The 15,145-nt window shown below is 40.1% G+C and carries 9 protein-coding genes and 3 pseudogenes; 5 read left to right on the top strand and 7 right to left on the bottom strand.

Annotated elements, in window-relative coordinates; translation table 11 throughout:
- Positions 1-116: 116 nt before the first annotated feature.
- From SD31_RS10155 to SD31_RS10135, 5 genes are all read right to left on the bottom strand, one after another.
- Complete coding sequence (locus tag SD31_RS10155; protein ID WP_039054041.1) at positions 117-3,236, bottom strand: SusC/RagA family TonB-linked outer membrane protein; 3,120 nt, start codon at positions 3,234-3,236, stop codon at positions 117-119.
- Between the two features lie 378 nt (positions 3,237-3,614).
- Entirely contained in the window at positions 3,615-4,619 is a 1,005-nt protein-coding gene (locus tag SD31_RS10150; RefSeq protein ID WP_039054038.1) for a RagB/SusD family nutrient uptake outer membrane protein, read from the bottom strand.
- A complete protein-coding gene (locus tag SD31_RS10145; RefSeq protein WP_039054037.1) occupies positions 4,597-5,010 on the bottom strand; it encodes a hypothetical protein in 414 nt (137 codons plus the stop codon). The genes SD31_RS10150 and SD31_RS10145 overlap by 23 nt, the downstream gene beginning before the upstream one ends.
- 13 nt (positions 5,011-5,023) lie before the next feature.
- Positions 5,024-7,237, bottom strand: coding sequence for a SusC/RagA family TonB-linked outer membrane protein (locus tag SD31_RS10140; RefSeq protein ID WP_197053658.1), 2,214 nt, complete (start codon positions 7,235-7,237; stop codon positions 5,024-5,026).
- Positions 7,164-8,180, bottom strand: a complete 1,017-nt coding sequence (locus tag SD31_RS10135; RefSeq protein ID WP_039054035.1) for a TonB-dependent receptor plug domain-containing protein — start codon at positions 8,178-8,180, stop codon at positions 7,164-7,166. Before SD31_RS10135 ends, SD31_RS10140 begins: the two co-directional genes overlap by 74 nt.
- Before the next feature lie 445 nt (positions 8,181-8,625).
- Here SD31_RS10135 and trmD point away from each other — a divergent pair.
- The 5 genes and pseudogenes from trmD to dusB all read left to right on the top strand — a co-directional run.
- A pseudogene (gene trmD / locus SD31_RS10130) lies at positions 8,626-9,302 on the top strand (tRNA (guanosine(37)-N1)-methyltransferase TrmD); the annotation flags it as partial.
- Between the two features lie 246 nt (positions 9,303-9,548).
- Positions 9,549-10,955, top strand: a pseudogene (locus SD31_RS10125) (anthranilate synthase component I family protein).
- A gap of 24 nt (positions 10,956-10,979) precedes the next feature.
- Positions 10,980-11,548: pseudogene (locus SD31_RS10120) on the top strand (anthranilate synthase component II).
- 11 nt (positions 11,549-11,559) lie between these two features.
- The gene (gene trpC / locus SD31_RS10115; protein ID WP_039054034.1) at positions 11,560-12,345 is read left to right on the top strand and encodes an indole-3-glycerol phosphate synthase TrpC; all 786 of its coding nucleotides are present in this window, start codon (positions 11,560-11,562) and stop codon (positions 12,343-12,345) included.
- Between the two features lie 63 nt (positions 12,346-12,408).
- Entirely contained in the window at positions 12,409-13,404 is a 996-nt protein-coding gene (dusB, locus tag SD31_RS10110; protein ID WP_039054033.1) for a tRNA dihydrouridine synthase DusB, read from the top strand.
- Between the two features lie 26 nt (positions 13,405-13,430).
- Here dusB and SD31_RS10105 read toward each other — a convergent pair whose 3' ends face one another.
- Together SD31_RS10105 and SD31_RS21320 are read right to left on the bottom strand one after the other, a co-directional pair.
- Positions 13,431-14,768 carry a polysaccharide biosynthesis C-terminal domain-containing protein gene (locus SD31_RS10105; RefSeq protein WP_231561439.1) on the bottom strand — a complete coding sequence of 446 codons (1,338 nt, stop codon included), beginning with the start codon at positions 14,766-14,768 and terminating at the stop codon, positions 13,431-13,433.
- Positions 14,769-14,947: 179 nt separating this feature from the next.
- Positions 14,948-15,064, bottom strand: a complete 117-nt coding sequence (locus tag SD31_RS21320) for an acylphosphatase (RefSeq protein ID WP_410528255.1) — start codon at positions 15,062-15,064, stop codon at positions 14,948-14,950.
- Between the last annotated feature and the right edge of the window lie 81 nt (positions 15,065-15,145).

Raw genomic sequence — 15,145 nt, 5'->3', positions numbered from 1 at the left:
TGTTTTCAAGATTAAAATCCAACACTTAACAAATCGAATACTATTCGGTAAGGAACAAATTGAATTTTAGTACTATGTATCCACCAAAGGTTTCGCTAGTGGGCTAGTATCCTTTTCTATGCCGAAAATGTAGCTAGATTTTCTCCGGTCAACAAAATATTTACTCTCGAAAGCCCTAGCTTATTTATATAAGTGTAAGGAAGTCTATAGCCTAAAGCAATGTTTTTGATAACGAAATATGAGTTGTTAAACAAGAAGCGTGTTGATGTCGCATTGTTGTACTGCGAGTTGGTAAAGTGGATTTGAGGAATGGCATTTGGATTGATTCGGTCTGAAGAAGTAGCCGTCATACCTGCTGGTGCTTCTCTCCATGATTTGGTGATATCTACATGAAGTGCTGAAGGAGTTCCTCCGAACGACATAAGATCGATATACGAATAGTCCAATCCTTTGCCTCCTATAGAATAGGTAAACAATCCTGATAAGCTCCAGTTTTTATAGGAAAGGTTAGTGTTAATACTTCCCATGACTTTAGGCATACCTGAACCACTAAACTCTTGCTTAGCATAGCTGGCATTTCGGGTATAGATAACTCCATTGATTTCTTCTTGGAATTCATACCAAGCCTGATCTGTCGCTGTAGGGTCATATGCTTCAGTATCAGCATAGTACAATGCTTGACCTGTTAACATATCCACACCCGCGTATTGACGTAAATAATATTCATACACATTATGACCTTCCATATATTTAAATGGAGAAGAAATAATACCATTTTCTTTATTTTCTTCAGGAAGGTTAATAATCTTATTCTTAATCAACGTAGCGTTAACCCCGAGGTTCCAAGTAAAATCTGAATGACGGATAATATCGCCATCTATAGAAATTTCTAGACCTCTGTTCACCAAATCACCAATATTTTTCTTTACGGTTGCCGAGCTGGAAGTATTGCTCACTACCCCTACAGAAAGAGGGAGGTTAACATTAAATAACAAATCTTTTGAGCGCCTGTCGAAATATTCAAAAGAGAAATTCAAACGGTCGAACGCGCGTCCTTCCAAAGCTACTGACGATGATTGGCTGCCTTCCCATTTCAGATCTGGGTTACCGATATTAGAGCGGTATAAAGCCGACATGTTGTTGTTTTGTCCCATTGCATATAGGTCTAAGTAGTCATAGAAGCCTAAACTTCCTAAGCTACCTACCACACCTGTTGCTGCACGCAGCTTTAGTGAGTTTAGCCATCCTAGATTTTCCATAAATTTCTCTTTAGAGATCATCCAGGTAGCGCCCAAACTCCAGAAGTTAGCCCATCTATGTGCCTTAGCCACACGCGAAGTACCATCACGTCTTAAAGAAGCTTCAGCAAAATATTTCTCTGCGAAATTGTAACGGGCACGACCGAAATAACTTTCGGACTTGTCGTTCTGCTCGTAATCTGTCAAACTTGTGATGCTGGTAAAGTTGACCAAATGGTTCTGACCCGCAAAACTTTCGTTAGTCTTATAACCATATAGATAGGTATATATATTACCATAATTTTCATGACCAGCCATCAAATCCACGTTATGCACCGCATTAAATGTGTTAGCATAATTAAGAATTTGTTGACCTGTATAATTTTTATAATTGTAAATAGTACGAGAAGCACGACCATTGTTACCTGCTCCATCACCGATAAGCGCGTTGTTGTACGTACGCTCCTCGTTATAACGTAAGTTCAGATCTCCTAGCACTGAAAACGTAAAGTTGTTCAAGAACTTAAAGTCAACATGCGCCTGTGTGTTAACAGTATTACGTTTTATCAAATCTTGGTTAAGGCTGTTTTCCCAGATTACGTGACGTCCTACATATTGTAATCGGGAAGAAGCGCCATCGTCGAAGATCTTTTTGCCTTCGCTATCCAACACATAATTTCCTGTAATAGGATCGTGTTTGTAGATAGGATATATAGGAGCAATATTTCTTGCGAACATCCAAGGGTTGGTAAATCCTGATCCCTCTCCAGTAGTGTTGTTGGCTTTTTGATGAGAAGCATTTACGGACATACCGGCTTTGATCCAAGATTTAGGCGTAATTTCACCACTTAGACGACCTGAAAGACGGTTAAAATCGGACGTAACAATATACCCTTGTTCATTTAAGTAGTTTGTAGAAAAATAATAAGTAGATTTTTCATTTCCTCCTCTTCCGCTTACTGTATAGTCTTGACGAAGACCATTGCGCGAGATAGGCTTGAACCAGTCAAGGTCGCTTGCATAATCACCTTTAATGTAGGCATTTGGATTAAGCTTTCCATCAGCAGAAAACAGCTCTGCAGGCTCTAGATTAAAGATATTAGTCTTAAGCACATTATCTATCAATCCTTTAGTAGCCTCTTCACTTGCTTTTTCAAGAGACCATGAAGGATTAGCTGATTTTAGCTGATTTCTATAACCCTGCCACGCAGCCTCCATAAAGTCTCTTGCATCCACTTTGTCGTACTCTGCTATTCCTCTTGAAAAAGAACCTAAATTAACATTTAGGTTAAGGTTTGAACTGCCAGCTTTACCTTTCTTAGTGGTGATTACAATCACACCATTGGCCGCACGGCTACCATACAAACTAGCAGATGTAGCATCCTTCAATACAGAAACGGACTCCACATCATTTGGGTTTATATCAGAGATATTTCCACCAAATACAACACCATCTACTACATAAACAGGAGCTGAAGATCCATTGATAGATCCATAACCGCGAATTCGGATATTAGGGCTGGATCCAGGCTCCCCATAAGAGTTGTTAACCTGAAGACCAGGTGCTGCTCCCTCTAATACTGCAGTTACCGAAGACACAGGACGCTTTTCAATGTCTTTGGCCGAAACACTTGCTACTGCACCGGTAATAGCCTCCTTGTTTTGTGTACCATATGCGGTCACGATAACTTCTTCTAAACCGATGGACGTTTCCACCATTTTTACATTTAGAGAAGCTTCGCCATTGTAGCGAATCTTTTGCTCTTCATATCCGATGAGTCTAAAAGAAATCTGGCTACCGGGAGCTACCGAAATCTGGAAATTACCATAATTATCAGACTGAGTTGCTGATGAAGTGGCTTCAGAAGTCACAATAACACTGGATAATGGAACTCCATTAACATCAGTGATTTTACCACTGACCACTCTACTCTGTCCAAAAGCTATACCAATAAGGCTAGCTACTAACACAATAAAGCTTAGTAAATTTTGTCTCATAATCGCTGAGTTTTAAATAAACATTTAATTAGTAGTTAAATTCGAAAAAGTCTTTCCATAATTTTTCGTCCTGCAAACATAAAAAATATTTCTATATTTTTGCACCTATGTTTTATTATTGAATCTCAACATGCTTTTTTACATAAACCGCCCCCAACAAAAAAGACTTCCGAGTCTGGAAGTCCTTTAATTCCGAGTCTGGAAGTCCTTTAATAAAAAATAAAATATTAATACTAAACACAATAGCCAATATTAATACGATAGATAAAGAGTGATAACTTCTAACTCTACAAGTGTGCGTAGTTATATTTTAACAACAAAAAAAGGTCTTGGATTTCCTCCAAGACCTTTAGTAAATAGAATATAAAATAGATTCTATTAGTATCCTTTGTTTTGTTGAAGGTTAGGGTTTCTTTGAATATCCGTAAACGGAATTGGCAATACAACATAGTCTGAACCGAAAGGTTGTTCATTCACTGTTGCGTGAGCCGGAATATTTCTTCCTGTTCTCAAGAATTCAAAAATTCCATGACCTTCAAATGCTAACTCGATACGACGTTCAGTTAATATTTTTTCAATTAACTCAGCTTTAGATGTCGCTGTAACCGGAGTAGCATTAGAACGTTCTCTAACTGTATTTACTAAATCCAAAGCTTCTTGTGACACGCTAGAAGCTAGGTTTGCTAAAGCTTCAGCCTTAATCAACAATACTTCACTGTATCTTAATACTGGAGCCCAGTCTTGAACACCAGTATATTTACGAGTGTAGAACAATTGATCATCCTCAACAATCAGATTTTTTCTTCTTAAATCTGTTGCTTCCATCAAGTTAACGTATTCCGGACTGATAGCGATGTCGGCACGTTTTTCTGGAGCATAATGTTGACCTAAGGCGTTATTTGTGTTAGGATTATCACCACCATTATGTGCTACAGAGAAGATGCTTTCCAACGTAGTATACTCTCTAAACGTTACTTCTGGAGTTTCGTTCAAGGCATATTTATTAGAAGCAATAACCTTGTTTGCGTACTCTAAAGCCTTGTTATAATCTTGCATATAAAGGTATACACGCGCCAACAATGCTTGAGCAGCACCTTGTGTTGCTCTACCTACAGAGTTGATAGAACGAGTCTCTGGAGCTACAGGCAAATCTTGAGCAGCTTCTGTCAAATCTTTGATAATCTGATCGTAAACCTCTTTTACGGTATTACGAGCCACTTGGTTTTCTGGTGCAAAAGGAGCGTCCGAAGCTGTCAACACTAGAGGCACTCCTAAGTGAGAAGCATCTGGTGTGAATTTATATGGCTGTGCCCATAGATTCACCGCATAGAAGTAATTCAGCGCTCTGATGAATTTTGCTTCAGCAACATATTTTTTTCTCATTTTCAGGTTTTGCAACCCCCGGATTCGCGGCTAAGTTCTTAAGGAATAAGTTTGCTTCGTTGATAGTTCTGTAAGCTGCAGTCCATGCAGAGCTTACAGTACCGTTACGTGATGTAAGGTCGTTGAATCTTGGAAGATCCCCAAAATAAGAAGGCACACCACAGTCTATACCACGGATATCGGCATAGATCAACACGCGGCCACCGAACCACTCCGCATTTTGCAATGCATCGTACATACCTACAGCGGCTTTGTCTATACGTTCCGGTGTAGAAAAGACATCTGCTGGCGACAACGAAGAATATGGTTCTTCGAAAACTTGTTTTTCACACCCCACGAATGAAGCAGTGGATAATAAAGCTGTCGCTAATAATATATTGAATTTTTTCATAGTTTATTTCCTATTATCTTAATGAGATATTTAACCCTAATGTGTACGTTCTTGGTTGAGGTACTGATCTGTTGTCAACACTGATACCAATATTTGTATTGTTACGAGTGTAGTTAACCTCAGGGTCTTGACCTTTATAGCCAGTAATCACGAATGCGTTATATACTTGACCGTAAACTCTTAGGTTACTGATACCGTATTTAGAAAGGTCTTTGAACGTATAACCTAAGCTTATAGTACGCATTCTTAAGAAATCACCTTTTTCCAAGAATCTAGTTGAAGACTGCGTTGCAGTAGATTCTGTCAAATACAATTTAGGAACGTCAGTGATTTGTCCAGGAGTGGTCCATCTGTCAAGAATTTCGGTGCTGTTGTTTACAAAGTAGTTTGACATCAAACTTGCTCTTGTAGCGTTGTAGATGTGGTAACCACCTGTGTACACTAATGAGAAGCCGAAATCAATATTTTTGTAAGTAAAGTTGTTATCCAAACCACCGTAGTATTTTGGTAATCCAGATTCATCAAGATATACAGCGTCATCACCTACTAAACCTGTTGATGATTTTTGACCGTCAACATACCAAGTTTGAGTAGTAAGATCTTTTTCTTTGATTTCGCCGTTAGCACCATACCACATTGGGTTTCCATTGTCTGGGTTGACGCCAGCCCATCTTGTCAATTTGTAAGTGCCAAGACGTTTACCTACACTAGCTACGGAATAGCTATCCACGATATCAGCGTTCTCTGTAACAAGGGCTGTAACTTTGTTGCCTACAGTAGTAAAGTTGAATGAAGTAGTCCAAGTGAAGTCACCTCTTTTCATTGTTTCGGCATTCACTGTGAACTCAACACCACTATTTCTCATCGAACCGATGTTAGTATAGATTGTTCCTCCAGGTACACCTACAGTTGCAGGAGGGTTAGCTTGAAGCACTAAACCTGAAATGTTATTGTGGTAATAGTCAACAACAAATTTCAAGCGGTTGTTTAACATATTGAAGTCTACACCCACATCAAGTTTTTGAGAAGTTTCCCATTTCAAGTCGCTATTACCTACTTGCGATGCAGAGAAACCGTTTAATGTAGTGTAGGCACCACCACCGTACAATGTTCTTGAAGCGTACGATGAAATACCTCTTGAGTTACCTACTGTACCGTAGCTAGCTCTAAGTTTTAAGTAGTTGATGAAATCGATGTTTTCTTTGAAGAAACCTTCTTCAGAAGCCACCCAACCTGCAGATACGGATGGGAAATGACCCCATTTAGAGTTTTCACCGAAAGCTGAGAACGCATCCGAACGGAAGGCTGCCTCTACCATATATTTGTTGTCATATACATATCCTAAACGGCCGAAGTATGATTGTAAACCGTTAGAGAATACTGTACCACCAGACCAAAGCATTACATCTTCAGTTCCCGGAATAGCACCTGTATAAGTTCCGTCGATAATATCAGTATAGAATGTATCACTGAAATCATTAGCACCGGCATAAATTTGTTTTTCTTTAGTAAACTGAGATTCAGATCCTAAAGTAGCTGATACACGGTGTTTGTTGAAGGATTTATCGTAAGACAAATAGTTTTGCCATACCCATTGGTTACGGTAACGAATATTATCCTGTACCATACCATTGTATGAAGAACCCAAACCACCGATTAATGGATGGCTGTATTGGTGTTCGTAGTTATTTAAATAATCAATACCGTATTTAGTAGTGAATTTCAAACCTGTAATAGGTTGGATTTCTGCATAGATGTTACCCAACAACTGTTCAGGAGTGTTTTGGTTCTTTTGCAACCCTGAAGCTGCCAATGGGTGGGCGATGTTGGCGCCAACTACGTTAGTACCATTTACAGATGGCACGTTATTTCCATAAGTTAAGTAACCAGTGCTACCTAGGTTATAACCTGTAGTATGGTTTGGATTGTATTTAGCCATTGTAGGGAATGCCTGAGCAGCAGAAACTGTTAAACCATTCACATAACGGTCTGTCAGCACCCCATTGTTTTGAGTTTTAGTGTATGAAACAGAAATACCTGATTTAAGCCATTTTACAGGGCGGATATCTGTATTCAAACGCACTTGACCCATTTTAAGGTCATTGTTTACCAAGATACCTTTTTGATCTAAATAACGAGCCGAAGCATAGTAGTTAGCTTTGTCTTGACCACCGGATAAAGAAACAAGAGTTGTCATAACCAACACCTGTTCTGAAAATCTCTTCAATCCAGTTGGTACGGTCATACTTACCGTCACCATCTACATCACTTTCTTTAGCAATCTCTGTGACACCGGTAAATTTAGATGAAGCGTTCAATAATTTTTCGTTGCTGATTTTGATAAAATCCTCAGCATTCAACATGTCCCAAGTTTTAGCAGCTTGGCTAAACGTAGTCTTCGAATCAAAAGAAATACTAGTAAATCCTTTTTTACCACGTTTAGTATTGATAAGGATAACCCCGTTGGCTGCTCTTGAACCGTACAATACGGCAGCACTTGCATCTTTCAACACTTCTACCGATTCAATATCATTACTGTTGATTAATGACATTGGGTTGAAACGAGTACCGTTTCCTGAATTGAAAACGTTTGTATTTTCAACAGCATTCATAGGAACACCGTCGATCACATATAATGGTAACGAACTGGAAGAAATAGAGTTGATACCACGGATACGTACTGAAACACCGTCTCCCAAAGTACCACCAGAAGAACCGATTTGAACACCGGCAACTTTACCCGAAAGCGCTTGCTCAAAACTCAAGATAGGTTCTTTAGCTAGCTTCTCTCCGTTTACTGAACCTTGAGAACCAGTCAAATCTTTAATCTGACGTACACCATATCCTGTAACAACAACTTCTTCCAAAATATTGTCTTCAGGAGTTAATTGTACGTTTACAACACTCTTACCGGCTATAGCCACACGCTGTGAAGCATAACCTACGTACGAAAAGTTTAATGTTGCATTCTCCGGAGCCGAAATCTTGTAGTTTCCGGAAGCGTCCGTTTGAGTAGCAATAGCCGCTCCAACAACAGAAATAGAAACACCACCTATAGGGTTTCCATCTTGTGCTGATGTTACTTTACCACTCACTTGACGATTTTGTGCGAAAGACACACCGACTAAGCATGTCAGCACAAAAAATAAACTGAGTAATTTTTGTTTCATGTGTTTATTAATTGTTTAAAAAAAATATTTTTACACCCTTAAAAATTGCATACACAATTTCCGATAGCATGAGCAACTAAAGCTAATGCACTGACAATGAAATGCGTACGAAATAAGCTTTTCGATAATTTAGAGTAGTATAAGTGGGTAGTAGAAGACGCTTGTTTTAACAATTTTTAACAAACGGATAGCAAATGTATAATTTAGAAGTTGTTATTACAAGTTTTTCAACAAAAAATATATTTAATTAAAAAGAAGTTAGCAGAAACCTAATTGCAGTATAAAAATCCCAATAATTAAGTATTTATTTGATAAGTCAGCCCAACAACCAAATAAAATTTGGTTTATTATGTGTCATAAAAAATTTTTAAAAAGAATAAGCGCTTCTTTTTCTCCAATAAATAAAGAAAAAAATTAATAACAACAATGTTTCTATCTTTGTAACATGAGATTTGATATCATTACTGTTTTGCCTTCACTGCTGGAAAGTCCTTTCGCTCATTCCATCCTTCAGAGAGCCCAAAAAAAGGGACTAGCAGAAATTCATGTGCGATAACCTGCGGGATTAATGCCAATAACAAACATAAGTCGGTAGACGATTATCCGTACGGGGGAGGTTCGGGCATGGTAATGCAGATTGAACCCTTTGCCCTTTGCATAGAGAAATTACAGAGTGAACGTACTTACGATGATATTATCTTCATGACTCCGGACGGCGTCACGCTAAACCAACAAATAGCTAATGACCTATCCACCAAAGAGAATTTCATTATTCTTTGCGGACACTATAAAGGCATAGACCAACGTATCCGTGACATATATGTCACCAAGGAAATATCTATAGGCGACTACGTGTTGTCCGGTGGAGAACTGCCTGCCGCAGTATTGGTGGATGCTGTGGTGCGTCTAATCCCAGGCGTACTGTCTGACGAAACCTCTGCCTTGTCGGATTCCTTCCAAGATGGACTTTTGGATGCCCCTATTTACACAAGACCTGCTGAATGGCGCGGCCATCGTGTTCCGGATGTGCTTTTAAGTGGCGATGAAGCAAAAATTAACGCTTGGAGAGACGAACAACAGCTGCTGCGAACCAAAGAAAGAAGACCGGACTTATTAAAAGATTTAATTAATTTTTTATTTTTTTGTGTTTTTTTATTTGACATTTTCAATTTTATTATAATATTTGTAACACATATGCAAACGACGTTAACATACAAATATTGGTGGTGGCCTGAGCAATCTTGCATCGGGTAGCGTTCAATATTGGTATTCGTTAATAAAAATATTCTAAAATCAACCAAAACCATCAGAGCCCGATGTAAATTCATCGGGCTTTTTTTTTGTTAAACTTGTGAAATAAGAATAATTATGAAATATACATTCAAAACAAACTATAAAAAGATCCTTGCAGACACGACAACACCTGTTAGTATCTATCTTAGGTTAAGAGATACTTTTCCGAACAGCCTTCTTTTAGAGAGTTCGGAATATCATAGCCGCGACAACAACATCAGTTATATATGCTGCCAGCCTATCGCCGGCATACAACTTACGGACGAGGAGTTAACTATCCGCTATCCTGGAGAACAGAAAATAGTGAAAAAGGCATCGGAAATAAACCTTCGGGAAGAAGTTTCTACATTCCGTAAGCAATTTTCTACCGAAACTATTGCCGACATCAATGTCATTTCAAACGGGCTGTTCGGTTACTTCACCTTTGACACCGTACAGCATTTTGAAGACATCACCTTGACAGCCTCTCCAAATCCAGCAAGACATATTCCTTTTATGCAGTATCATATTTACAAATATGTCATTGCTATTGACCACTTCAGGAACCAGCTCTATATCTTCGAGAATTTGTTAGACCAAGAATTGTCCGATCTGGAGCGTATCCAATATCTCATCCAGAACAAAAATTTTCCGGAATACAGTTTTGAAATCAAGGGTCAAGAGTCTTCGAATATGACGGATGAAGAATTCCGTGAGCTGGTGAGAAAGATGAAAACCCACATCCAAAGAGGAGACGTGTTCCAAATCGTACCTTCACGTGCCTTTTCAACTCCTTTTGCTGGAGATGAATTCAATGTTTACCGTGCTTTACGCTCTATCTAACCCTTCCCCTTATCCTTTTCTATTTTGACTTATGGAGATTTCCGCTTGTTTGGCTCCTCTCCAGAAGCGCAGATTACCATTAAAAAAGGGGAAGCAACCATCTATCCTATTGCCGGAACCTTCAAACGCACAGGAAATCTTGACGAAGACGAAAAGATTGCCGAATCACTGAAAAACGACCCAAAAGAATCTTCCGAACACGTCATGCTGGTTGATTTGGCACGCAACGACCTGAGCCGTCACTGCCACCACGTGCAGGTCAAGTCCTACAAGGAAGCACAATATTACTCCCATATCATTCATCTTGTTTCCAAAGTAACAGGTAAGCTGAACGACAACGCGAACCCATTCGATATTGTGGGCGACACATTCCCTGCCGGCACCCTTTCCGGAGCCCCAAAACACATGGCTATTACGTTAATCGATCGTTATGAAGGGTTGCAGCGTTCCTTCTACTCCGGAGCTATAGGATTCATGGGATTCCAAGGGGATTTCAACCACGCCATCATGATACGTTCGTTCTTAAGCAAAAAGAATATTTTACACTATCAGGCTGGAGCAGGAATAGTGCTGGACTCCGATCCGGAAAAAGAACTGCAAGAGGTAAACAACAAAATTGCAGCCTTACGCCGTGCCTTAGAATTGGCTCAAACCCTATAATTGAAGAAATAAGAAAATATATTCATGAAAACTAAAATATTAGTAATTGACAACTACGATTCTTTCACCTATAACCTTGTACACCTGCTTCAGGAGCTCCATGAAGAGTATGTCGTGGTTCGTAATGACAAGTTTGAACTGGAATATGTGGAGCAGTTCGATAAATCCTCTTGTCGCCAGGTCCCGGTATACCGGAAGAGGCAGGTCTTCTGATGGACGTAATACGCAACTACGCACCGACAAAGAGCATCTTGGGAATTTGTCTGGGACAACAGGCTATTGCCGAAGTATTCGGGGGCAAGCTCTTCAACCTTCCCAAACCTTTACATGGCGTAGCAACGGGAATTTCCATCGTCGACAAGGAAGAAAAACTCTTCCAAAATTTTCCGGAAACTTCCAAAATAGGACGCTATCACTCTTGGGCGGTAGAAAAGGAAAGCCTTCCTAGCTGTCTCAAAGTTACAGCTGAAGACGAAAACGGCGTCATCATGGCTTTATCACACACTCAATACGACGTGCGAGGCCTACAGTTCCATCCGGAGTCCGTACTTACAGACAACGGCAAAATATTGATTGCTAACTGGTTAAAGTAAAAAAAAAACACATGACCATCCTTGATAAAATAGTTGAACGTAAAAAAGAAGAAGTATCTGCTGCAAAAGCTCGCGTGACAGAGGCTGAATTACAACAAATGCCTTTATTTGGTCGTCACTGCTATTCATTGCGTGAGTCTGTCTTACATCCTCAGCGTACGGGCATCATTGCCGAATACAAAAGAGCATCACCTTCCAAAGGATTGATCAACGGCAAGGTGAAGGTACAAGAGGTGGTAGCAGGCTACCAAGCCGCAGGAGCTTCGGCAGTATCCGTACTCACTGACCACGACTTCTTCCAAGGGTCATTGCAAGATTTGAGCGAAGCACGTAAAGTGTTAGAAATACCTCTATTACGCAAAGAATTTATTGTCGACAAATACCAGATTACGGAAGCCAAAGCTTATGGAGCAGACATCATCTTACTCATAGCCGCATGCCTCTCCCCACAACAGGTCCAAGACTTTGCTGCCTACGCCAAAACGTTAGGATTAAACGTTCTACTTGAAGTGCACAACGAACAAGAGCTAAATGACAACATTTTTCCGGAAATTGACGCTATAGGCGTCAACAACAGAAACCTAAAAGACTTTATCGTATCCTTGGACCACTCCTACAAATTGGTCGATCGTATTCCGAATACATATATTAAAGTATCGGAAAGTGGTATCTCTAATCCACACACGATCAAAGAGTTGAAAGATAAAGGTTTTCAAGGATTTCTTATCGGAGAAAACTTCATGAAAACGGAAGATCCAGCATCTGCTATCCAAGATTTTGTCCGTCAATTGTCGTAATTTGAAGGCATTAACCGCTTTATTACCAATTATACGGCAAGATTTACGTACTTTTGTACCGTTATGGCAGTGAAGATAGGCGACAAACTGGATTTAGGGGAATTTCCATTACTTTTAGCACCGATGGAAGATGTTAGTGATCCTCCTTTTCGTTATGTATGCAAACAGAATGGAGCGGATCTCATGTATACCGAATTTATCTCCTCAGAGGGATTGATTCGTGATGCTGCCAAGTCCCTGCAAAAGCTGGACATCTTCGAATACGAAAGACCTATAGGGATTCAGATTTTCGGAGGTGATATAGACAATATGCGCCGGTCCGCAGAAATCTGTACACAAGTAAATCCTGACCTGATAGATATCAACTATGGCTGTCCCGTAAAGAAGGTAGTCTGTAAAGGTGCCGGCTCTTCCCTACTACAGGATATAGATAAAATGGTAGCCATGACCAAGGCGGTAGTAGAAGCTACCCATCTGCCTGTTACTGTCAAAACCCGTTTAGGCTGGGACGACAACAGTAAAAACATATATGAAGTGGCCGAAAGACTCCAAGATGTGGGTATTAAAGCCCTTTCCATCCACGGCCGTACCCGGGCACAACTCTACAAAGGTGAAGCAGACTGGACTTTGATACGTGAGGTAAAACGCAACCCTCGCATTAAAATCCCTATCTTCGGCAACGGAGATGTGGACTCCGTTGAGCGCGCGGCCGCCTGGCGTCAAGAGTTCGAAGTAGACGGCATCATGATTGGACGTGCTGCCATAGGCTATCCTTGGATCTTCAGAGAGATAAAACACTATTTCAAAACCGGAGAAAAACTTCCGGGACCTACTATAGCCGAAAGGGTGGACGTATGTAAGACCCACCTGCTCAAATCTATAGAATGGAAAGGCGAGAAGACAGGCATCTTCGAGATGCGTAGACATTACGCCAACTACTTCAAAGGAATTCCTAACTTTAAGGAATACCGCGTCAAGCTTGTTGCTTTGTCATCCTTGGACGAAATCCTCGAAACTTTAGAAGAAATTAATTATAACTTCTCAGCAATGGCTGTCTAACAAAGACGGTCATTGCCTTTATCCTGCTATTTACGTCTAGCCATCAACGATAGTATAAATTTCCTCTCCGAATAAGCAACACCGCCCAACATTAATACAAATAAAAGATTGCACAGCCATAAATTTTTATCAAACACATAAAACATTATAGCTGACACGCCTACAGCCACGGCAATATAGCTCACATTCTTTTGCACATCATACGGAATAGGATAATGCTTCTGTCCCAAGAAGTAAGACATCGCTACCATCACGCAATAGGTCACAGTAGTAGATAATGCCGCCCCCAAATAGGAGAACTTCGGTATGAAAAGAATGTTCAGCACAATGGTAATCATCGCTCCAACCGACGAGATATAAAGACCGTACTTGGTCTGATCAGAAAGCTTATACCATATAGAAAGGTTCATATATATGCCTAGCAGCACATTATTTAAAAGTAATATAGGAACGATATACAAGCCCGACCAATAAATATCTTTCTGAAACTCTCCTCCTTTGATAAAATATTTGAGCCATTCTATGTTGGCACATAGCCCCACCATGACTAATACCATGGCTACAATAAAGTAATCCATAATCTTTGCATACACTTTCCCCGAGTTCTCATTTTTGGCATAAGAGAAAAAGAAAGGTTCGGCTCCCAAGCGAAATGCCGTAATAAACAAGTTCAAAAATACGGCGATCTTGGCTACCGCACCATATATTCCTAAATCCCGCGCCCCCTCTGCAGTTGGCACCAAACGCGGAAACATCATCTTATCAAGGTGTTCGTTGATAATAAACGAAATGTTGGCCACCAAGATAGGAAAGCTGTAGCCTATCATCTGTCTTATCAAAGTTTTGTCAATGGCAAACTTAAAAGTAGCGATCTGTGGAGCGAGAAGAACAAGTGTCACCATGCTGGCTATCAAGTTAGAGATGAACACATTTCCCAACCAATCTGGCTGATACCAGCCCTGTGTCAACCCCTGTAATGAAGGAAACCTTTCTTCCATAACGGGAAGCCAATACAACAGCAGGAGATTACAAAATATCAAAACTAGAATGTTAACAATCTTGACTACTCCATAGCGTATCGGCCGCTGCTGAGCACGTAGCTTAGCAAAGGGAACCACAGCCAGTGCGTCGGCACTAAGAATGACTGCAAAGAGCTTGACGTAGTCCTCGTATTGCTGCACATCACTGTGACTACCTCCCAAATAGGTGGCTATAGGATGTGCAAAGACAAACATACTCAGCACAAAAACGGCACTAGCAAAAATGGTTACAATAAAACTGTTGTTGAAAACCTTTTCCTTTTCTTCAGGCTTTACACGCTGCAAAAATCTGAAATAAGTGGTTTCCATGCCGAAAGCCAGCACTGCATTGATGAGGGCCGCATAAGCATATAGATTGGTAAAGATACCGTAAACGGTAGGCTCAAACTTTTTGACAAAAGAGGGGTTAAAAGAAAGTTTAACACCCGCGAGATAACGGTAGTGAGACCATAAATGACAGTATCTCCTACAAATTTCCTTATTCCAGACACTATAATAAAGAATTATTTAATGCGTTTGATGACTTCAAAGTTCGTAAAACCTTTCAGCTCAGAAGTTTCTTCTATTTCTACCGACTCAACTTCCGCCTTTTCCGGTCCTTCGTGACAAAAGTCCAACAAAGACTCTAAAGCAAAATCATCCCTTCTGCTCGTATAAAGGATTTGTCCTCATTGAGGACAAATCTGTTTATATCGAGCAGA

The sequence above is a fragment of the Sphingobacterium sp. T2 genome, assembly GCF_000814685.1.
Lineage (GTDB): Bacteria > Bacteroidota > Bacteroidia > Sphingobacteriales > Sphingobacteriaceae > Sphingobacterium > Sphingobacterium thermophilum.
The sequence above is the reverse complement of the archived record's forward strand: the minus strand, read 5'-3'. Positions and strand labels throughout refer to the sequence as shown.